The organism is Nitrincola tapanii (assembly GCF_008368715.1).
In the GTDB taxonomy this organism is placed as follows: Bacteria; Pseudomonadota; Gammaproteobacteria; order Pseudomonadales; family Balneatricaceae; genus Nitrincola; species Nitrincola tapanii.
Genome location: NZ_SMRS01000007.1, coordinates 199,378 through 219,832, shown reverse-complemented (window position 1 = coordinate 219,832; position 20,455 = coordinate 199,378). Strand labels below are relative to the sequence as shown.

At 52.5% G+C, this 20,455-nt stretch carries 16 protein-coding genes and 1 other RNA gene; 5 read left to right on the top strand and 12 right to left on the bottom strand.

Translation table 11 applies throughout. The features are described 5' to 3' along the window. Positions 1–25: 25 nt before the first annotated feature. The 3 genes from dnaX to ffs all read right to left on the bottom strand — a co-directional run bounded on the left by dnaX (position 26) and on the right by ffs (position 3,997). Complete coding sequence (dnaX, locus tag E1H14_RS10535; RefSeq protein WP_149391432.1) at positions 26–2,011, bottom strand: DNA polymerase III subunit gamma/tau; 1,986 nt, start codon at positions 2,009–2,011, stop codon at positions 26–28. A gap of 81 nt (positions 2,012–2,092) precedes the next feature. Then, positions 2,093–3,547 (bottom strand): sodium:proton antiporter NhaD, encoded by a 1,455-nt coding sequence (gene nhaD, locus E1H14_RS10530; protein ID WP_149391431.1) that lies wholly within the window; start codon positions 3,545–3,547, stop codon positions 2,093–2,095. Between the two features lie 353 nt (positions 3,548–3,900). Then, positions 3,901–3,997: signal recognition particle sRNA small type (gene ffs, locus E1H14_RS10525), an RNA gene on the bottom strand. A gap of 160 nt (positions 3,998–4,157) precedes the next feature. Here ffs and E1H14_RS10520 point away from each other — a divergent pair. After that, positions 4,158–4,700: a DUF2058 family protein gene (locus E1H14_RS10520; protein ID WP_149391430.1), complete on the top strand. Its 543-nt coding sequence runs from the start codon at positions 4,158–4,160 to the stop codon at positions 4,698–4,700. 31 nt (positions 4,701–4,731) lie between these two features. On the opposite strand, the gene alr is transcribed toward E1H14_RS10520, so the two are convergent. The 3 genes from alr to E1H14_RS10505 are packed head-to-tail and all read right to left on the bottom strand — an operon-like array spanning position 4,732 to position 7,587. Continuing rightward, positions 4,732–5,835, bottom strand: coding sequence for an alanine racemase (gene alr, locus E1H14_RS10515; RefSeq protein ID WP_149391429.1), 1,104 nt, complete (start codon positions 5,833–5,835; stop codon positions 4,732–4,734). A 60-nt stretch (positions 5,836–5,895) separates the two neighbouring features. Then, positions 5,896–6,279 carry a Rid family detoxifying hydrolase gene (locus E1H14_RS10510; protein WP_149391428.1) on the bottom strand — a complete coding sequence of 128 codons (384 nt, stop codon included), beginning with the start codon at positions 6,277–6,279 and terminating at the stop codon, positions 5,896–5,898. A gap of 51 nt (positions 6,280–6,330) precedes the next feature. After that, positions 6,331–7,587 carry a D-amino acid dehydrogenase gene (locus tag E1H14_RS10505; protein WP_149391427.1) on the bottom strand — a complete coding sequence of 419 codons (1,257 nt, stop codon included), beginning with the start codon at positions 7,585–7,587 and terminating at the stop codon, positions 6,331–6,333. A 137-nt stretch (positions 7,588–7,724) separates the two neighbouring features. On the opposite strand from E1H14_RS10505, the gene E1H14_RS10500 reads away from it, so the two are divergent. The 3 genes from E1H14_RS10500 to folE2 all read left to right on the top strand — a co-directional run bounded on the left by E1H14_RS10500 (position 7,725) and on the right by folE2 (position 10,746). Then, the gene (locus tag E1H14_RS10500) at positions 7,725–8,210 is read left to right on the top strand and encodes an Lrp/AsnC ligand binding domain-containing protein (protein WP_149391426.1); all 486 of its coding nucleotides are present in this window, start codon (positions 7,725–7,727) and stop codon (positions 8,208–8,210) included. 41 nt (positions 8,211–8,251) lie between these two features. After that, positions 8,252–9,604 (top strand): alanine/glycine:cation symporter family protein, encoded by a 1,353-nt coding sequence (locus E1H14_RS10495; RefSeq protein WP_149391425.1) that lies wholly within the window; start codon positions 8,252–8,254, stop codon positions 9,602–9,604. A 197-nt stretch (positions 9,605–9,801) separates the two neighbouring features. After that, positions 9,802–10,746 (top strand): GTP cyclohydrolase FolE2, encoded by a 945-nt coding sequence (gene folE2, locus E1H14_RS10490; protein WP_200834091.1) that lies wholly within the window; start codon positions 9,802–9,804, stop codon positions 10,744–10,746. Between the two features lie 72 nt (positions 10,747–10,818). Here folE2 and E1H14_RS10485 read toward each other — a convergent pair whose 3' ends face one another. The 5 genes from E1H14_RS10485 to E1H14_RS10465 form a co-directional block, all read right to left on the bottom strand. Further along, positions 10,819–11,577, bottom strand: a complete 759-nt coding sequence (locus E1H14_RS10485) for a sulfite exporter TauE/SafE family protein (protein WP_149391424.1) — start codon at positions 11,575–11,577, stop codon at positions 10,819–10,821. Next, positions 11,574–13,715 carry a TRAP transporter permease gene (locus E1H14_RS10480; protein WP_149391423.1) on the bottom strand — a complete coding sequence of 714 codons (2,142 nt, stop codon included), beginning with the start codon at positions 13,713–13,715 and terminating at the stop codon, positions 11,574–11,576. Before E1H14_RS10480 ends, E1H14_RS10485 begins: the two co-directional genes overlap by 4 nt. Positions 13,716–13,792: 77 nt before the next feature. Further along, positions 13,793–14,806, bottom strand: a complete 1,014-nt coding sequence (locus E1H14_RS10475; RefSeq protein WP_149391466.1) for a TAXI family TRAP transporter solute-binding subunit — start codon at positions 14,804–14,806, stop codon at positions 13,793–13,795. Between the two features lie 257 nt (positions 14,807–15,063). Beyond that, a complete protein-coding gene (locus tag E1H14_RS10470; protein WP_149391422.1) occupies positions 15,064–16,428 on the bottom strand; it encodes a sigma-54-dependent transcriptional regulator in 1,365 nt (454 codons plus the stop codon). Next, on the bottom strand, positions 16,418–18,220 hold the full coding sequence (locus tag E1H14_RS10465) for a sensor histidine kinase (protein WP_149391421.1): 1,803 nt from the start codon (positions 18,218–18,220) through the stop codon (positions 16,418–16,420). The genes E1H14_RS10470 and E1H14_RS10465 overlap by 11 nt, the downstream gene beginning before the upstream one ends. Before the next feature lie 91 nt (positions 18,221–18,311). On the opposite strand from E1H14_RS10465, the gene E1H14_RS10460 reads away from it, so the two are divergent. Beyond that, complete coding sequence (locus E1H14_RS10460; protein WP_149391420.1) at positions 18,312–19,157, top strand: RluA family pseudouridine synthase; 846 nt, start codon at positions 18,312–18,314, stop codon at positions 19,155–19,157. 68 nt (positions 19,158–19,225) lie between these two features. Here E1H14_RS10460 and ftsZ read toward each other — a convergent pair whose 3' ends face one another. After that, positions 19,226–20,425 (bottom strand): cell division protein FtsZ, encoded by a 1,200-nt coding sequence (gene ftsZ / locus E1H14_RS10455; RefSeq protein WP_149391419.1) that lies wholly within the window; start codon positions 20,423–20,425, stop codon positions 19,226–19,228. Positions 20,426–20,455 lie beyond the last annotated feature (30 nt).

The following is a 20,455-nucleotide window of genomic DNA, read 5'->3' as shown; positions in this document are numbered from 1 at the left end:
ATGTTTAGTGACTTAAGCCTAAGGCTTAAGCTTCAGATTTTGGTTCGAGAGCGACCACACTGGCCGGATCTAAACGCGCCGAAAATTGCGCCATTATACTCTGGACTATAGGATCGGCCTCAAGTGCTGCCTGCGCCTGCGCCTTGCGCAAGGCTTGTTGACGCTGTTGATAGGCCGCCGGCGTTTCTTGGGTCTGTGCTTTTTGCTCAAACACCACTTCCACCTGCTCGCCTAGCTGGTCACGAATCGCTTGAGCAATACGGGTTTGCTGTGTGGTGTTTAATAAAGCCGCTTGTTCGGGCTGAAAATGGAAACGGAGCAAGTCTTCACGCTGCTCTTCCAGGGATAAATTACGGGCAATATTTGCCGTCATTCCACTCAAACCCAAGCGCTGCAACAGCGTCACCCAAAAAGGCGCATCGATTGCTTCCACCGCCAAGGATGCGGACTCTGGTGCTTGTAACACGGCGGGCTGAGTTTGTTGCTCACGCTCGGATTGCTGCTGCTCACGCTCGGATGGGTGCGCTTGCTCTGCTAATTGCGCCTGCGCTAATGCGGACTCGGGTTCTGGCTCAGCTGGACTGAACCCTTCCGACTTTTTTGCGCTCCCCTCTTCCCGCTTCACCTCCGGTCGCGCTGCAGCCAGACTCGATTCCTCTGGGAAAGGCTCCCAAGGTGGAGTCTCCTGCAGGAAAGCCGGTACTTCATCAACGTCTTGAGCTGCGAGGGTCACAGGCGTAGTGGCCGGCTCCGCTCTGGATACAGATGTCGCGGGCTGAGTGATCGCCGGTGCAGGTGTCGATACTGAGACAGATGCCGCGTCTTCTTCAACCACCCTTTGCTGAGCAATCTGCTCAGGTGGCGATGCAGGCGCCTCCATAGAGGGTGCACGTAATGGTGTGGAAGGCGCCGGAATAGCCGACGGCTGCACTGGGCGAAATGCCAGCATGCGTAACAGCACCATCTCCAGACCTTCACGCAAATCGGCAGCAAAAGGCAGATCCTTTCGCCCCAGCAAGGCGATCTGATAAAACAGCTGCACATCTTCCGCACTTAAGCTGGCCGCCAGCTCTAAAACCGATTGCTGATCACCCAAACTGTTATCAATCGCACTCGGCATCACCTGTGCCATGGCCACACGATGCAACAGACTTAATAGATCAGCCAGGACGGCAGCATAATCCGGCGTAAACTGTGACAACTCCGCAACCTTATCCAACAGCGTTTTGGCATCGCCTTGCGCTAAGGCCAATAACAGATGATGCACCAAGCGCTGATCGATACTGCCCAGCATACTGCGTACATCCGCTTCCAGCACCGATCCCGAGCCAAACGCAATCGCCTGATCGGTTAAGCTCAGCGCATCACGCATCGAACCATCTGCGCTACGAGCCAATAACCATAAGGCAGGATCATCAAAACTGATCTCTTCCGCCGTCAGCACCTGTTCAAGATGCTCAACGATACGCTGTGGACTCAAGTTCTTTAGATTAAACTGCAAACAACGCGACAGCACCGTGACCGGTAGTTTTTGTGGATCCGTGGTGGCCAGCAGAAATTTGACATGCGGAGGCGGCTCTTCCAAGGTCTTAAGCAACGCATTGAATGAGCTATTGGAAAGCATGTGCACCTCGTCGATGAGATACACTTTATAACGGCCATGACTCGGAGCGTATTGGACGTTTTCCAGAAGCTCACGGGTGTCTTCAACCTTGGTGCGGGAAGCCGCATCCACTTCAATCAAATCGACGAAGCGCCCTTCTGCAATTTCTCGACAGGCCGTGCACTGACCACAAGGCTCTGAGGAGACACCCTCTTCACAATTCAGTGCTTTAGCAAACAGGCGTGCGATGGAGGTTTTACCGACACCTCGGGTGCCGGTAAACAGATAGGCATGATGCAGACGATCGCTGTCCAGAGCATTCACCAGTGCTTTCAGCACATGCTCTTGTCCAACCATTTCTCGAAAGCGGCGCGGCCGCCATTTACGTGCCAGTACCTGATAACTCATTGCGCGGATTCACTTTCCCGGAGACCACTAGACAGGGGCTTATCCTACCATGCTCACCCGCGCAAGTCTTACTCAGGCGCCTTAGTAAACGCTAAACAACGCCTCATTCAACCAGAGATGAAGGATCACACTCGCGATATACCCCAACATAATCACCGGCGCCCAACGCAGATGGCCCATGAAAGTATAGATCCCCCGTGCTTGCCCCATCAAAGCGACCCCTGCGGCCGAGCCAATTGAGAGTAAGCTCCCGCCGACACCGGCTGTCAGCGTGATCAACAGCCAATGCCCGTGTGACATCTCTGGCTGCATGGTGATCACGGCAAACATCACCGGGATGTTATCAATCACCGCTGAAATCACCCCTAGTGCGATGTTGGCATAGGTCGCATCCCACTGGGTGTAAAGCAGATCTGACATCATCGCCAGATACCCCATATAACCCAAGCCACCGACACACATAATGACCCCGTAGAAGAACAGCAGAGTGTCCCACTCGGCACGCGCGACACGACTAAAGACATCAAAAGGCACCACACTCCCCAAACGCTTCAGACGCTCAGTATCACCGGCCTGCTCCGCCAACAAGCGTTTTTTCGCCAGTGAACCTGGGAGGGTTTTGCGCAGGAAATAACCAAAAAACTGCAGATAGCCCAAACCCGCCATCATGCCCAGCACCGGTGGCAGGTGCAGCAAGGTGTGGCAGAGAACAGCCGTAGTAATGGTCAAAAGGAACAAAAAGACGATACGACGCGCCCCACGCTTTAACTCCACCAACTCATCCACCGCCGTTGGTTTCTGATTACCAATATAGAGGTTGATGATAAAGGCCGGAATCAAGAAGTTGACCAGTGCGGGGAGGAGAAGGACAAAGAACTCACTGAACTTCACCAGGCCGGCCTGCCAAACCATTAGGGTCGTGATATCACCAAACGGACTGAAGGCCCCACCCGCATTTGCAGCTACCACAATATTGATACAGCAGAGGTTGATAAAACGGTTATCGCCCTCACCCACCTTCATCACCACCGCACACATCAAGAGTGCTGTGGTCAGGTTATCGGCGATGGGGGAGATAAAGAATGACAGAAAGCCGGTCATCCAGAACAGAGTACGGTAGCTAAAGCCACGGCGTACCATCCAGGATCTGAGCGCATCAAAAATCCGGCGCTCCTCCATAGCGTTGATGTAGGTCATCGCCACCAAGAGGAAAAGCATTAACTCAGCAAATTCTAACAGGGTGTGACGAAAAGACTCTTCCGGCAGCCCCGTTTGTCCGGCCTGCACATACATCCAGCCAATCACTGCCCAGATAATACCCGCCGCCACTAGAACAGGCTTGGATTTACGCAGATGCAACTTCTCTTCACCCATAACCAAGAGGTACGCCAGGGTAAAGATCACTAGAGCAAAGATACCTGCTCCACTGCTGGTCAGGTCAATCGGACCCACCGCAGACAGTGCAGTTGTACTAAATAGCAAACAGACTAACCCGGTTAGGAGAGCCAGTAAGGAGAGCGGACGTAAGTTTGACATTTTGACCACATATTGTCGGGAGGATGACAGGAATCGGTCGGACTTAAGCAGATCCGGCCGGATCTGGCTGCACATTATAAACCTCCCAAAGGAGACGCCATCTAAACTTTAGGAGCAAAAAACGCCATTCTTTAGACGAATTTTTTATAGGCTCCTTCTTTTTTGTTGCGGCGCAAAATAAAGGCCAATGAAGAAGTATCCGGACATACAGTGACACAACTAATGCTATCTAGGAGAAGTCTTGGAGAGGCTTATTTGGAAAATGTTTGAGAAAGCAGTCTGCCGCTCATCGTCACGAACTTAGAGGCAAGAAATGATCAAAACAGAGAGAAGAGAGCGATAGATGGAGGCAGCTCCACCAGCCACATCCCGGCACCCGAATCAAATGCTATGGCTGCTTCCTTCCGGACCTGACCAGGTTCACATTCTATCGTTGCGAGAGGACCGGCAGAGCCACCATAACGCATTTGGTAACTGGCATCACCAAAGTGCGCGCAGTATAAGCAGCCTGAAGCCTGAATGCAAACTTCACGCAACAGACAAGCCTAGGGTATGATGCGCCTCCACAGCATCAGCATTTTTTGTCTCAGCGTCAACAGCAGGATCAAGCATGGCCGGATCACTGAAAGATCAGCTTTTAAAAGCCGGGGTTGCGAGTAAACAGCAAGCCAAAAAGGCACAACTCGATAAACGCAAGCAAGCCAAACAGAAACAAATTGATCCGCAACAACAAGCGGCAGCGGCTGCCGTCGAAGCGGCTCGACTGGCCAAGGCGGAAAAAGATCGCGCTTTAAATGAGGCTCGCCAAGCGGAACAGTTGGAACGCGCCAAGATGGCAGAAATTCGCCAACTGGCTGAACAGCATCAGGTCACATTGCCGAAACAGGGTGAGGTGAAATATAACTTTGTTTATGAAAACAACGTAAAGTCCCTGTGGATCGATAAATCTCTGCAGCAGCAACTTAGCCGCCAACAGCTCAAGATTGTGGCACTCGAAGGGCGTTTTTATCTGGTCCCGAGCGACATTGCCGATCGTATTCTCGCGCGCAACCCTAAAGCCTTAGTGCAAGATGAAGCCGAGCACAAGGCACGCATCGCCGCAGAAGAAGCCGAATATGCCGGTTATGAGATTCCGGATGATTTGGACTGGTAATACATTTAAACAATCTAGAGGCTTGAGCGGTTTAAGGCACGCTATACACACGCTTCACGCGTCGCGTTAAACCACTCAACAGCGTATAGGGAATCGTTCCACTTAGGCGCGCGACCTCTTCGACCGCCACCTGCGCGCCCCAAAGTTCAACCTCATCCCCAATCTGGGCTTGGGGTAGATCCGTTAGATCAACAGTAATCATATCCATAGATACGCGACCGGCCAGGCTGGCTCGATGCCCCAAAAGAGCCACCGGGGTACCGTTGGGGGCATGACGTGGATACCCATCGGCATACCCCACCGCAAGCGTTGCAATCCGACTGCGACGTGTCGCGGTAAAGTTCGCACCATAACCCACCGTCTCCCCCGCTTCGACTTCACGCAGCGCAATGATCGGCGTGGTCAGGGTCATGGCGGGTTTCAGGGCGGCTGCTAGTGGCTGAGGCTGGGCGAAGGGGGAGGCACCATAGAGCATCAAACCCGGACGTAACCATTGATGATGTGCTTGAGGCCAAGCCATCACCGCCGCCGAGTTACTTAAACTGATGGGCAGCGCTTGGCTTTTGGGCAAACACTGCATCAACTTCTGCATCTGCTGCAGCTGGACCAAGGTTTTATCTGGGCTAGGTTCATCCGCACAGGCAAAATGGCTCATCAACACCACTTGTGCAATTTTAGGGTGACGTTGCAAGGTGTTGAGCACTTCAGGCACCTGCTCCGGCATAAATCCCAAACGGTGCATCCCTGAATCGACCTTGAGCCAGATATGCCAACCGGCTTGAGCGTCACTGCGTTCTAAAAATGACATCAACACTTGTAGTTGTGCCGGATGATGCAGCGCACTCCAGAGACGGTGCGATTGAATCAGCGCCAGCTCGTCTGCTTCAAAGAAGCCCTCCAACAATAGAATCGGCTGAGTGATACCCGCTTCTCTTAGCTCAAGAGCTTCTTCTATCGCTGCCACGGCAAAGGCATCCGCTTGACTGAGAGCCTGCGCGACCGCCACCGCACCGTGCCCATACGCATCCGCTTTTACCACCGCCAAGGCCGCTGCGGCCGGGGCTTGAGCTTTCGCTAAGGCATAGTTACTGGCAATCGCCTGCAAATTGATCTGCGCTCTCAGTTGTCGCGCCATAGGTATCCCCTCACATCCTCACGTATGGCTGCGGAGCCCCCGCAGCCGCTTGCTTCTGATTTACTCGCCTAACACCATGATGCCTTCAACTTCAATGTCAGCATCCTTAGGCAGCGCCTTCACAGCATAGGCCGCACGTGCTGGATAAGGCGCTTGAAAATAACGTGCCATCACTTCATTCACCTGCGCAAAGTTCGCCAGATCCGTGAGCAAAATGGTCAGCTTGACACAGTCCTGCAAACTCCCACCTGCAGCCTCAGCCACCGCCTTGAGGTTCTCAAACACACGCACAGCTTGCGCTTCAAAGGATTCAGTGACTAAAGTCATGCTGGCCGGATCTAATGGTATCTGACCTGACAGATAGACTGTTTGGCCGACACGAACCGCCTGAGAATAGGTGCCAATCGCTGCTGGGGCCTGGGGAGTATTGATAATCTGCTTCACGAGGTGACTCCTTGTTTTTCATCAAAAATTAAAAGTTTGCGCATTAAAACATTATTTGGCGTAACGCTGAATGCTTAAACCTTCAGGATCGATCTCAGGTGTCTGGCCACTGATCAGATCCGCCAGCAAACGTCCTGAACCTAAGGACATCGTCCAACCCAAAGTGCCATGCCCCGTATTCAAATAAAGATTGGGGATGGACGTGGCACCGATCACCGGCGTCCCATCCGGGGTCATAGGACGCAGTCCTGTCCAGAACTTCGCCTCCTCCAATCTCACGGCACCCGGGAAAAGATCTGACACGACAAAATCGAGATTTTTACGCCGCGACTCAGGCAAAGACAGATCATAACCACAGAGCTCTGCGGTGCCACCGACCCTGACTCTATCCCCCAAGCGGGTCACCGCCACCTTATTGGTTTCATCCATCACCGTAGAGCGGGGCGCAGCCTGCGCCTTCTCAACCGGCAGGGTCAGAGAGTAGCCTTTGACTGGATACACCGGCAGGCGCAAACCTAAAGGCTTGAGGAGCTGAGGCGTGTAGCTGCCCAGCGCCAACACATAGAGGTCGGCTTGTATCAATTCATCCGCCAACTGAACCCCTTGAATTCGCCCATTTTGCAGGTGCAAAGCCTCTATGGGGAGGGAATACCGAAACTCCACACCGGCAGCAACCGCTTCACGCGCCAGGGCTTGCGTAAACAAAAAACAGTCTCCGGTTTCATCGCCCGGCAACCTTAAGCCGCCCTGCAACTTATCCGCCACCTGCGCTAAAGCCGGCTCATACTGAAAAATGCCGTCTAAATCCAAGGCTTCATAAGGCACCTGGCAGGCATCCAGAATACGTTTATCCTGCTCACTCGCGCTCACCTGGGCTGAAGTGCGAAACAGCTGAATCAAACCACCACTGCCGCCGTCATAAGCAAGCGGTAAATCCGCGCGCAGCCGCCGAAAACAATCACGACTGTATTCAGCTACCCGCAACATACGCGATTTATTTTGTTGATAGGCGGATGTATTACAGTTGCAAAGCATCTGCCACATCCAACGCCACAACTCAGGTTCCAAGCTGGGCTTGACTCTCAGCGGCGGCATCTCTTGAAACATCCATTTCAGTGCTTTTAAAGGGACACCTGGGCCCGCCCAAGGTGCCGAATAACCCGGCGAAATCTGGCCTGCATTAGCAAAGCTGGTCTCCAAAGCCGCTTCAGGCTGGCGATCAATCACCGTCACCTCATGTCCAGCTTGGCGCAAATACCAGGCGCTGGTTACGCCGATCACACCACTGCCCAGAATCAAGACGCGCATACACCACCTCATTTACACAGGAAAGATTCACACTGATATTTGCTAAGTTTAGGCGAGATCTTGCCAATTATTTTTTTCTTTTTTGCGTTTTTACGCTATTTTTTGCTGTATAAAATAAATTAACAGGAAGATTTAAGGTGGGAGATAAAAGTAAGAACTTGGGTCGCGCCCTGGATCGGATTGATCGACATATTTTGTCATGCTTGCAAAAAACAGGCCGTATTTCCTATACCGATTTAGCAGAGAGAGTGGGCTTATCGACCAGTCCTTGCATGGAACGCGTTAAACGCTTGGAAAGAGACGGATTCATCACCGGTTACCACGCACACCTCAACCCCGACCTGCTCGGGTATGACATGCTGGTTTTTGTGGAAATCTCGCTCTCTTATCAATCAGAAGACGCCTTTGAGCGCTTTAGTCGTGCGGTTAAAGAGCTTCCCTATGTCCTCGAATGCCATCTCGTTTCAGGAGATGCCGATTACCTGTTGAAGGCACGCTTACAAGATATGTCGCACTATCGCGAACTCTTGGGCGACATGCTGTTGAAACTGCCCGGTGTCAAAAACTCAAAAAGCTATGTTGTGATGGAGAGTGTTAAAGAAAGTATGCAGCTGCCTTTGTAAGTCGGCTAAGCAAGACTCGAACCCTATTGGAGATACAAAATATGGAAATGATCGAATCCTTCGTGAATACGATTAATGGTATTGTCTGGGGCCCAATGATGCTGGTGCTGATTTTGGGTGTTGGACTGTTTTTATCCATAGGTTTAAAACTCATGCCGATTTTAAACATCGGCACCGGCTTCAAACTGCTTTTTAAAGGCACAAAACCCCAAAGCGGTGAAGAAAAATCAGGAGAAATCCCCCCCTTCCAAGCCTTGATGACCGCCCTCTCCGCAACAGTCGGCACTGGGAATATCGCTGGAGTCGCCACCGCCATTTTTTTAGGCGGCCCTGGCGCCCTGTTCTGGATGTGGATGACGGCTCTGGTCGGCATGGCCACTAAATTCTCTGAAGCTGTTTTAGCAGTGAAATATCGTGAAGTCGATGCCAAAGGCAACCATGTCGGCGGCCCTATGTATTACATCAAAAATGGGCTGGGGCAGAAATGGGCCTGGCTGGGCACTCTCTTCGCCATTTTTGGAGCCATGGCGGCTTTTGGTATTGGTAATACTGTGCAAGCCAACTCGGTTGCCGCCGTCCTTGAGGCCAACTTTGATCTGCCCGTAGCCGTGACGGGGATCATCATTATGGTCTTGGTCGGGCTGGTGTTGATCGGTGGGATACGACGTATCGGTAAGGTCGCTGCGGCACTGGTGCCTTTTATGGCGCTCTCCTATCTGCTGGCCGGCCTTGTGGTTTTAGCCATCAATGCGTCCGAAATACCTTCTGCGCTGGCGACCATCATTGAGTACGCCTTTACGCCGGTTGCCGCACAGGGTGGCTTTGCAGGAGCCGCTGTCTGGGCCGCCATACGTTTTGGTGTAGCACGTGGCATCTTCTCAAACGAAGCGGGCCTGGGCTCTGCTCCGATTGCCCATGCCGCAGCGCAGACGAAAAATCCGGTGCGCCAAGGTTTGATCGCGATGCTCGGTACTTTTATCGATACGATTATTATCTGCTCAGTGACCGGTCTGGTCATCGTCTCCACGGGGATGTGGACCGATGGCATTTCCGGTGCCGCGCTGACCAGCGCCGCATTTGGTCAGGCATTACCTTCGGTTGGCAATTATATTGTGGCCATCGCACTCGCCATTTTTGCCTTCACGACTATTATCGGTTGGTCATTTTATGGAGAGCGCTGTGCCGAATATCTGTTTGGCGTCAAGGTGATTACCCCCTACCGCCTCCTCTGGATTCTCGCCATTCCCGTTGGGGCGATGGTCAATCTAGAGTTCATCTGGTTGCTCGCCGATACGCTGAATGCTTTGATGGCGCTGCCGAACCTGATTGCACTCGCACTTTTAAGCCCGGTAGTATTCAAATTAACACGCGAATACTTTTCTGAAACTAAATAAACCACCGTCTATACCCCTATAAAAGAGCAGGATAAAACCAGGACAGTAATGTTCTGGTTTTATTTTTTTATTCTGTCGATAAATTATTTTTTTGAAATATCGGTACAAAGAGCTGATAATATGCCGTTTGATCTGACGCACCTGCATCTACGTAAGTGCTTTCTTCGCAAGATCCCTGCAGAGTTATGAGGCCGATGATGAACGCCAAACTGGAGATGCCTGACATCGCCGCCACCGCCCGCCCGATCACCCGCGAAACGCTGGACTGGGTTGGTATGAGCCAGATCTCACTCCCCCTGCGTGTACAACAGGCACCGGGGCAAACCCAAGCGGTTGTTGCGCATCTGGATATCCATGTTGATGTCGCTAATCCGGAAGTGAAAGGCATCCACATGTCACGCCTCTATCTTCTGCTCAATCGTTTTGCCGAAGAAGAAACCCTGACCGGACACTCCTTAAATGCGCTGCTGGATGCCATCTGTGCCAGCCATGAAGGGATCAGTGAATCCGCGATTGTGCAACTGCGCTTTGACTACCCTCTCAATCGTCCGGCGTTGAAAAGTGAGTTCAGTGGCTGGAAACCCTATCCTACGATTATTCAAGCCTCACGCCTGCAACAGGATAAATGCTTAGAAATCAGCGTCACTGTGCCCTACTCCTCAACCTGTCCTTGTTCGGCCGCGCTGTCACGTCAGCTGTTACAGCAGGCATTTCGTGATGACTTTGCCAGCAGCGACCAGATCAGTCGTGAACAAGTCGAGGCCTGGTTACGTTCAGAGCGTGGCAGTGTCGCCACCCCACACAGTCAACGCAGTTACGCCCGCACTTGGGTCAAATTGGATGTTCAAACCTCCCTACTCCCGATCGTCGGATTGATTGATGCCATCGAAGCGGCACTGAAAACACCGGTACAGACAGCCGTGAAGCGTGAAGATGAGCAAGAGTTTGCGCGTTTAAACGGTGAAAATATGATGTTTTGTGAGGATGCGGCCAGACGTTTGAAATCGGCCCTAAATCAAGACAGCACCTACCAGGATTTCTGGGTACGGGTCGAACATCATGAAAGTCTGCACGACCATGATGCGGTGGCCGTAGTCAGCAAAGGTATTGCGGGCGGTTATACCCCTCTATTGCAGCGCTGAGTCTAGCGTCCAAATCCGCCAAGGGCGCAGCGGAACCTCCGCTACGTCCTTGAAAGTTTTAGCAAAGCTGAACTAATCCAGTAGATCCCAAATCAGCTTGACCAAAATCAGCGCAATTACTGCAAGACTTAAACGCTGAATCCACACACTCCCCGAAGGACTTAAAGTCACACGTGCCGCCCCATACGCACCCAGCATACTGCCAAGCGCCAGCGTCAAACCGTAAGACCAAGCCACATGACCTGCGTAGATAAATACCAGCAGTGCGGGCACCATATAGACCAGTACGATCAACACCTTCAGAACATTGACTTGAATCAAGTCAACTTTGAGTACACGATAGAGAATGACAATAAACAGAAGACCCACCGCGACCTGAATAAAGCCCCCGTAGATCCCTATCAACAGCATAGCCAGATACACCGGCCAACTTAGATGCTCTTTATCCAGAGGGTGTGTTACCTGCTCCTTCGGCTGGGGCAGTAGCATCATCACACTACTGACCAACATCACCAGTATCAGAATCCACTGAAAAACCGCCTCTGAGGTGAGGGTGGCTAACCAGGCTCCGAAAAGCGCCCCGACAACTGCCGGTATGGCTAATGTCAGTGCGAGCGTCCAATCACAGTAGCCAGATCGATGAAAACGCCACACCGCAGTGGTGTTTTGCATCACGATGCCCACACGATTACTGCCATTGGCCGTCGCACTATCCAGCCCCATAAACATGAGCAACGGCAAGGTAATCATCGACCCCCCTGCCGAAAGCACATTCATGAAGCCAGTCAGCACACCAACCAGCAGAAGCAGTATCCCTTGCTCTACGCTCATGCTAAGCCAGGTTTAAGCACTAAGCTGGGTGGGTTCAAGCGGTAGCTGTGGACCAACAAAGCCAAGAACACCAGCAAGCCTAACGCATCCAACCAAAGCAGGCCATGAGGCCAGAGCATGGCCAAACCCAACAGCAGCATCACCGCACGCATCGGCCAGTTTAAGGCATGTTCCAAATACCCCTCCATCGCCGCGATGAGCGCATAGATGCCAAAGACCGAGAAGAAGAAGATGCTCCACATCTGCCACTGAGTTCCACCAATCAACTGCGTATAGGCAAACAGTAAGGGGATAATGTACAAGCCCTTAGAGATTTTCCAAGCCATAAAACCGGTGGCCATCGGCGGTGTTTTAGCAATGGCAGCTGCGGCAAAGGCGGTCAAGCAGACAGGCGGTGTCACATTAGAATCCTGTGACAACCAGAAAATAATCATGTGGGCTGAAAGCAAAGCCATCGCCAGCACTTGCGCGGACAAGGCCTGATCCAACAGCGTTCCTCGAAAATCAGCCGGCACAGCGGCCAAAAGCATCTGCGCAGTTTCACGATCCATCGGAGCGCTTAATAGGCTTAAGGACTCAGGTGCCGCCAGCATAAAAATTGCCTGGGCTTGCTGCGGAAGATCACCGGCCATGAGCAAGGCCAGTAACTGACTTTCTGCAATCAGAATATACAGTGCCGGAGCGGATAAGGTCGCCAGCACAATATATGCCGCTGTCACCGGCAACCCCATCCCGAGAATCAAAGATGCTAAAGCAATCAAGACCAGGGTGATCAAAAGAGAACCACCGGCCCAGTCCGTCACCAACAAGGAAAAGGTATTACCGATCCCTGTTGTGGACACGACATTCACAATCAGCCCCACGGTCAACAGCAAGATCGCAGTACTGATCATATTACGCGTCCCGAGAACCAAAGCCTGGAGCACATCCTTAGGCTTCATCGGCTGGCTAGACAACCAGGATGCTGCAATCACAGAAAGAATCGCCACACCCGCGGCATAGGTGGGTGTGAACCCAGCAATCAATACCGCCACCAGCACCAGAATTGGTAACAGACAGTGCCAACCGCGCTTAAATACGTCTAAAGCCTTAGGCGGATTGGCATCAACCTGCTGCACGCCTGAACGACGCGCCTCGACCCGCACAAAAAATCCGACTGATAAGAAGTACAAGAGTGCAGGTAAGGCGGCATAAGCAATGATGGTGAGGTAAGGCAGCTGTGTGTAGGACGCCATAATAAAAGCACCGGCTCCCATAATGGGTGGCATCAATTGCCCACCGGTCGAGGCTGCCGCTTCAACACCTGCGGCAAACTTAGGGGGAAAACCAGCCTTACGCATCAAGGGGATCGTAATGACTCCAGTCGATACTGTATTGGCTACAGATGAGCCAGACACCGAGCCCATCAAACCTGAACTAAACACCGCGACCAATCCTGGGCCACCGATAAAACGCCCGGCCACTGCACGCGCCAACTCGATAATAAATTCACCCGCTCCGGAGCGCAGTAAAAACGCACCAAACAGGATAAACATAAACACATAGGACCAGGAGATATTCGCGATCGACCCCAACATACCCTCACCGGCGATAAAACTACGGTAAAGCGTGGTTTCCCAAGATAAGCCGGGGAAATGAAAAATACCGCCCACCCAACTGCCCCAAAGCGGCACATATGTCAGTGCGACTAAGGCCAGCACTGGAATAAACCAACCTGTCGCACGCCGTGCAAACTCTAGGACTAAACCTATCGCTAGAATGGAGAATACCCAGTCCCAAGTATTAAAGACCACCCCGCGTGCATAGAGATCATCTTCAAATAAAATGAGATACAGCGCACAGGCGACGGCTGCCACACCCAACAGCAGATCCAACCCCAGTATCCAGCGTTGCGTGCTGGCACGCGAGCTGCGCCAAGCCGGCAGAGTCAACGCCGCCAGCAAACCAAAACAAGCAAAGTGAATCACACTGTTCCAGAGTTCGGAAACCGTTCCCAAGGTATTGGTGTAAAGATGCCACAGCGCCACCAGCGCTGATAAGCCAAAAATAACAGGACCAAGAAGCGGATGTTGATCGCGCTCCGGCGCAGCTTGCGCCTCTTCATCGCGTACGGAAGAAGTATCCACTTGAGTATTCATGATCAGTCACCCTAATTGAGGCGTTTCAGGTAAAACAGAAACCGCCGACAGGAAGCTGCCGACGGCTCTCTCCGAACTTAATCCGCTAGGAGGCGCTCAGGAATCTCAATCCCCTGCTCCGCGAAATAGCGCGCCGCACCTGGATGCAAAGGCAAAGGCAAACCCGCGATGGCTTTTTCTAATGCCATATCGCGAGTGGCAGGATGGATGTTATTCAGGAAAGGAAGGTTCTCATACATCGCCTTGGTGATTTGATAGACATGCTCCTCTGGCACATCCGCGTTCACGGTCAGGATATTGGGCTGAGAAATAGTGTTGATCGCTTGAGTCTGCCCCGGATAGGTGCCCGCTGGAATCACAAAACGGTTCCAAAGCTCAAAGTCCGCATTCACCTGAGCGATCTGCGCATCGGTAAAATCCAGTACCCGAATATCACGCGCCATATTCGCATAGGCATGCGTGACGGCGGCAGCGGGCGCACCGGCGGGGATATTCATGCCACGAATATTACCGTTCTGCATCGCCTCAGCACTGGGACCATATCCCATATAAGCAAGATTCAGCTGATCTGGATCGATCCCCACCGCACTCAAAATATGACGACCGGAACCCTCGGTACCGGAGTTACGTGCACCGATGGAGAAACCGCTGTTACCCATCTCACCAATATCGGTGATGGTTCCTGTCGTGACATGGCGGTTGTGCAGCACAAAGTGCTCAACATTCTCCCACAGCATACTAACGGAACGGATGTTCTCATATTGTTTAGGCACATCACCGGTGCCCGTCCAAGCCCAGCCTGCATACAATCCTTGAAGAATGGAAAACTGCACCTGTTTTTCATCCATCAACTTTAGATTTTCTCCAGAGCCAGCAGAGCTGATCGCCGACAGACTGATCCCCGCCGTGGGTTCAAGTTTTACTTTCACCAAGGTGGCGAGAGCCACACCCACGGGATAGAAGGTTCCCCCGGTAGTGGCCGTTGCCATAATGTAGGAGGCATTTTGTTGTGCGCTAACGCTAGCCGACAAGCCGAGGCTCGAAGCCAGAGCCAGCGTGATAGCGGATTTAATCAGTGTGCGCTTTGACATCTTCATTTGCTATTTCCTCACCGGTTAACCGGATTTTATTGTTTTGAGAATGAGGTCATTCCCAACGCAGGCTGCCATCACCTAGCGTTGTGATGCGTAATAGCAAAGGCTTTGCCAAGCTGAAGAAAAGCTAGGGTTTATGCAGCCTAGAGAGAAACCAAGCGGTATGTCTAGCAGGATTTAGAGGAAAAATCGGGAAGGATGAGCAAAAAAAAGCCGATACCTAAAGGGGGCATCGGCTGGTTTACGCTCACAAATCACTCTTCTGAAAGATCACTATACTTTAGTATAAGATCACGACGCAAGCCATGGCGCAGCATTTTTTGATTTAGAGTGCGACGCGGCAGACCCAACTCCTCCATCACAGCCTGGATATGACCCTGATGACGCTGCAGCGACTGAGCGATCAGCGCCTTCTCCACCTCGGCCAACTGCTCGGCTAAGTGTTTCGATGCCCTGTCGACTTCGGTTGCAATCGGCTCCAGTCCTAAAACATAACGTGTGGCAGCATTACGCAGCTCACGCACATTACCACGCCAAGGATGCTGCAATAATGCAGCCGCCAGCCCTGCAGGCAGCGCTTCTAAAGGCATCTCATGTACTTCAGCCGCTTGCAAAGCAAAGTGCTGAAACAACAACAGAATATCTTGTTGCCGCTCACGCAGGGGCGGTAGTGACAGTTCCGCGACCGCTAAACGATAATACAGATCTTCACGAAACTGCCCTTGCTCAGCCAGCTTGAGTAAATCCACCTTTGTGGCCGCGATCACACGCAAATCCACTTTGATCGGCTGATTACTGCCGAGTCGTTCTATCTCTTGCTCTTGTAGAGCACGCAAGAGTTTCACTTGTGCGTCCAACGGCATGGATTCAATCTCATCCAAAAACAGCGTCCCGCCACTGGCATGTTCCAGCTTACCGGCGCGCGAGGTCGCGGCTCCGGTAAACGCACCCTTCTGATGCCCAAAGAGTTCTGACTCGATCAATTCACGCGCCAAAGCACCGCAGTTAATTGCGACAAAGGGTTGTTGGGCTCGAGCACTCGCCTCATGCAGTGCTCGCGCCACCACTTCTTTACCGGCACCGGTTTCACCCAGAATCAGCACCGGCGTAGCCGTTCGCGCTAGACGCTGGATCTGCTGACGCAGATGCAAAATCGCCGAACTTTGTCCAAGCAAACGCTTGCTCACAGGATCTACCATCTGGGCTTTTAAGGCTGCGTTTTCCCATTGCAAACTGCGCAGCTGCAGTGCCCGCTGTACCGACTCCTCCAAACGCTCAGGATCATAAGGCTTTTCCAAAAAATCCCACGCCCCTTGGCGCATCGCCGTTACAGCCAGAGGGATATCTGCATGGCCAGTCATCAGCAGTACCGGGAGCCCTGGACTTTTGGCCTGTAACGCCTGCATCAAGGCCAACCCGTCCATGTTAGGCATACGAATATCACTCACCACCACACCTGGAAACTCGGCAGGTAGCTCCTGTAACGCCTGTTGCGGGTCAGACCAGGTACTGACCACAAAACCCGAAAGCTGCAACCACTGACCCGTCGCTTCCAATACAGCAGGATCATCATCGATCAAAGCCACGGCATTCAAAGGCAAAGCCTGCTCAACGCTCATTTTCAACTCCCTCAAACGATTCCTCGGCAGCGGGTAACCAGAGTTCAAAGGCCGCGCCTTGCGCCAGGGCTTCGGCACGAATCTGCCCACCGAGATCCTGTACCAATCCATAACAGATAAATAACCCTAGCCCCATCCCCTCGCCAACCCCCTTAGTCGAGTAAAAAGGATCAAACAAACGGTCTAACTGCTCAGGCTGCAAGCCCACACCATTATCTTCAATGCGTAAGCACCAACCCTTTTTTTCCGGTCGCAGAAGAAGATTTAGTTGTGGCTGGGCCGTTGCTTTTAGTGCATCCAAGGCATTGTTGAGCAGATTCACCAGAATTTGCTCTAACCGAGTGGCATCACCCCAGATCCATGCCCGATCAGGTGGCTGCCAATTGACACACACCCTGCCCTGGCTCAAACCGGGTTGTAGTTGCTCCAACACCAGCCCAATACGTTGTACCCAATCCACGGCGGTTAATGTCACCTGTTGATTGGGCACAAAAACGCGCATTTGTTGGGTGATCTGCCCCATACGCTGGGTTAATTGTGTGATCTTTTCCAACACCTCGGGAAGCGCCTCGGTTTGCTGTCTCTGTAACAGCTTAGCGGCCGTTGCACTGTAAGTGCGAATCGCGCTGATCGGCTGGTTTAACTCATGCGCAACCCCGGCGGCGAGCGTGCCTAAAGACGCCAACTTTGCCGCCTGTACCAAATCTCGCTGCGTCATTTCCAATACATGTGTACGCTCTTGTAGCTGCGCCGTTCGCTCCATCACTTGATGTTCAAGTTGATCATTGGCATCTCGTAACGCCTGTTCGGCCAAGAGCGCCTCCTGCATACGTTTTTGTCGTTCACGCCAAGCCACAAAACCCGTCAGTAACAAGACATAGATCACCAGCGCCAAGCTGGTCACCAAAAGGGTTTGCCGATAGAGGGGAGGTTGTGGAATGGCATAAACCAACTGCCATCCTAAACGACTGAGGGGAATACTCTGTAAACGGTAAAGCCCATCACTACTGGCCTCCCCTGTCGCAACCTGATACAGCACATCTTGCGCTTCCCCCAAGGGTTGAATATCGACGCGTGAAAATTGACGTCCCTGATCGATACGCAAACGCTGATCCAGGCTTAAAGGCATTAACGAGCGATACTTCCAGGCGGGATGGCTGGATAACACCACGACTTGATTGGCATCCAACACCAACACATCCTCAGCGGCCAAGCGCCAATCCGACTGCAAAGTTTCCAGATCCACTTTCACGACCACCACCCCGAGTAACTGCCCGGAATCATCTTGCACACGTCGTGATAAAAAATACCCAGGGCGGCCGGTCGTGGCTCCAATTGCAAAAAACTCCCCACGGCCGAGACTGACGGCATCCTGGTAATATGGACGATAGGCATAACGACTGCCGACAAAACTCCCTGCATCGAGATAATTACTCGATGCCAGCGTCAAGCCTTCAGCATTCATGACATAGAGGGTATCGGCACCGGAAACCTGGCGAGTTTCCAATAAAAATGCCTGAACCTCTGCCAGAGCTTGTGCATCTTGACTCTGTAATGCGGCCTGCAGCGGTGGATATTGGGCCAGCATCCAAGGCAGATACTCAAAACGCTCCAATGCACTCTCCACACTACTGGCATAGAGGGTTAACCGCTCCAGCGCACGGGCCTGAGCCTCCTCTTTCGCCAGATTCAAACTAAACCAGGCGGTAAACGTCAGCAAAAGTGGCAAAAATAACAACATCAATAGCCAAAAACGGCGAAAATCAAGGAACGAGCGTGAAGGAAGAGTCATAAGCTAAAAAGTTGCCTGGGCGCCAAGAACAAAGCTCCTTATAATACGGAGTCCTTTGCTTGGATACATCTTTTCCTCTACAGGCTCGTTTATGTCGCTTAAGCTTTGCTTCACCCTCACCTCTGAAGAGGCCGCAAGTCGTGCCGCCGACCTGCTCAGTCAAAAAAGCCAACTGCCGAAAGCGCGCATCAAAGATGCCATGAACAAAGGAGCAGTCTGGCTCAAACGCAAGCAGCGCAAGCGCTTACGCCGTGCTCAGGAAGTCCTACTCGCCGGTGATCAGCTGGAACTTTTTTATGATGCGGAGCTACTCAGCCGCAGCCTGCCTGAAGGCATCTACGCCCTAGAGCAGAACGCTGAGCTGAGCGTTTGGTATAAACCCGCCGGTGTGATGGCGCAGGGAAATGAGTATGGTGATCACCTCTCCTTGTTACGCTGGGTCGAGCAGCAGAGCTCGCGCCCTTGTTTTTTGGTGCATCGCTTAGATCGTGAAACCCGAGGTTTGATGCTAATCGCTCACACAGGTGCGATGGCAGCCGAACTGTCACGGATGTTTCAGCAAAAACAGATTGAAAAGCGTTATCTGGCACGTGTTCGCGGCGAAACACCTCTCAGCGGCGAAATCTCGCAACCCTTAGATGGCAAAGCCGCTCTGACACGTTATACGCGCCTAGCATTTGACCCTGAGGCGCAGATCAGCGAACTGGAAATAGAACTGGAAACAGGGCGCACCCACCAGATTCGACGCCATCTGGAGGCGATTGGGCATCCGATTATGGGCGATCCACGTTATGGCAAGGACAATAAAAACCGCAGCGGCTTACAACTCATGGCCGTTTCTTTGGCATTTAAACATCCAAAAAGGTCACATAAATTTGTTTTTGATTGCCGATCCGAATGGACCCATCTGGCCAAGGAAAAAGCCGTCGTCTCCTAAAAGACGACGGTTAAAGAGCATAACAGCCGTTCGCAAACGGCCTTATGCTGGAGGGAGGTATATCAGAATTAATCTGCCTGACGACGTAAGAAGGCCGGAATATCGAGGAAATCCATATCATCGGTTCCGGTGCGCTTCATCGGCTCCTGTAGGACTGGCTGTTCAGGCTGCGTACGCGCACTGCTACGCTCTTCACGACGGTGACGCACAACAGCCGGAAGATCCAGTTGGCTGTAATCACTGCCGCGTGCACTCACGCCGACGGCCGAGCGCATCCGCGTATCACTGTTCACCACCTGCTTCTGTTCTTGCGCTTTAGCCAGGCCAGTCGCCACCACGGTGACTTTAATTTCATCGGTCATTTCTGGATCGATCACCGTTCCGACAACAATCGTCGCCGAATCGGACGCATATTCTTCTACGATACTACCCACTTCAGAAAACTCACCCAGGCTCAGATCCAAACCGGCAGTGATATTCACGAGGACACCACTGGCACCCTTCAGATCGATATCTTCCAACAGCGGGCTATTGATGGCCGCTTCGGTCGCCAGCGTTGCACGCGAATCTCCTCGTGCTACACCTGTCCCCATCATCGCCATGCCCATCTCTGACATCACAGTGCGCACATCGGCAAAGTCTACGTTGATCATGCCCGGGCGTACGATCAGATCGGCGATCCCTTGCACTGCTCCCTTGAGTACATCATTGGCTGTGCGGAAAGCATCGATCAAACTACAGTTACGCCCTAAAACCGGCAGCAGCTTCTCATTTGGAATGATAATCAGCGAGTCGACCTGCTCCTGCAGTTCACGAATCCCTTCTTCCGCAATTTTCATGCGTTTGCGGCCTTCAAAGGGAAAGGGCTTAGTGACGACAGCAACAGTTAAAATGCCCAGCTCACGTGCCACTTCAGCCACAACCGGTGCCGCACCCGTGCCGGTACCACCACCCATGCCTGCGGTGATAAACACCATATCGGAGCCCTTAAGCATCTCGGCAATACGTTCACGATCCTCTTGAGCCGCCAAACGACCCACATCAGGATTGGCACCGGCACCTAAGCCTTTGGTCAAATTGCCGCCTATGTGCAGAGCCGTACGGGTTGCCGCCTTGGCCAGGGCCTGAGCATCCGTATTGGCGAAAATAAAATCCACACCCTCTACGTCTGTTGCCACCATGTGCTCAACCGCATTACCGCCACCGCCACCGACGCCGATGACCTTGATAACCGCACTTTGAGGTACATTATCAACCAACTCAAACATCGTGATCCCCTCCAGGAATATTGACTCGCT

What these genes read in the sequence shown, in the direction of transcription:
- E1H14_RS10460 (WP_149391420.1), top strand. Translation starts at nt 18,312, where the DNA reads ATGTCGCTTAAGCTTTGCTTCACCCTCACCTCTGAAGAGGCCGCAAGT.
- E1H14_RS10520 (WP_149391430.1), top strand. Translation starts at nt 4,158, where the DNA reads ATGGCCGGATCACTGAAAGATCAGCTTTTAAAAGCCGGGGTTGCGAGT.
- E1H14_RS10475 (WP_149391466.1), bottom strand. Translation starts at nt 14,806, where the DNA reads ATGTCAAAGCGCACACTGATTAAATCCGCTATCACGCTGGCTCTGGCT.
- alr (WP_149391429.1), bottom strand. Translation starts at nt 5,835, where the DNA reads ATGGCGCGACAACTGAGAGCGCAGATCAATTTGCAGGCGATTGCCAGT.
- nhaD (WP_149391431.1), bottom strand. Translation starts at nt 3,547, where the DNA reads ATGTCAAACTTACGTCCGCTCTCCTTACTGGCTCTCCTAACCGGGTTA.
- dnaX (WP_149391432.1), bottom strand. Translation starts at nt 2,011, where the DNA reads ATGAGTTATCAGGTACTGGCACGTAAATGGCGGCCGCGCCGCTTTCGA.
- E1H14_RS10485 (WP_149391424.1), bottom strand. Translation starts at nt 11,577, where the DNA reads ATGAGCGTAGAGCAAGGGATACTGCTTCTGCTGGTTGGTGTGCTGACT.
- E1H14_RS10470 (WP_149391422.1), bottom strand. Translation starts at nt 16,428, where the DNA reads ATGAGCGTTGAGCAGGCTTTGCCTTTGAATGCCGTGGCTTTGATCGAT.
- ftsZ (WP_149391419.1), bottom strand. Translation starts at nt 20,425, where the DNA reads ATGTTTGAGTTGGTTGATAATGTACCTCAAAGTGCGGTTATCAAGGTC.
- E1H14_RS10480 (WP_149391423.1), bottom strand. Translation starts at nt 13,715, where the DNA reads ATGAATACTCAAGTGGATACTTCTTCCGTACGCGATGAAGAGGCGCAA.
- E1H14_RS10495 (WP_149391425.1), top strand. Translation starts at nt 8,252, where the DNA reads ATGGAAATGATCGAATCCTTCGTGAATACGATTAATGGTATTGTCTGG.
- E1H14_RS10505 (WP_149391427.1), bottom strand. Translation starts at nt 7,587, where the DNA reads ATGCGCGTCTTGATTCTGGGCAGTGGTGTGATCGGCGTAACCAGCGCC.
- E1H14_RS10465 (WP_149391421.1), bottom strand. Translation starts at nt 18,220, where the DNA reads ATGACTCTTCCTTCACGCTCGTTCCTTGATTTTCGCCGTTTTTGGCTA.
- folE2 (WP_200834091.1), top strand. Translation starts at nt 9,802, where the DNA reads ATGAACGCCAAACTGGAGATGCCTGACATCGCCGCCACCGCCCGCCCG.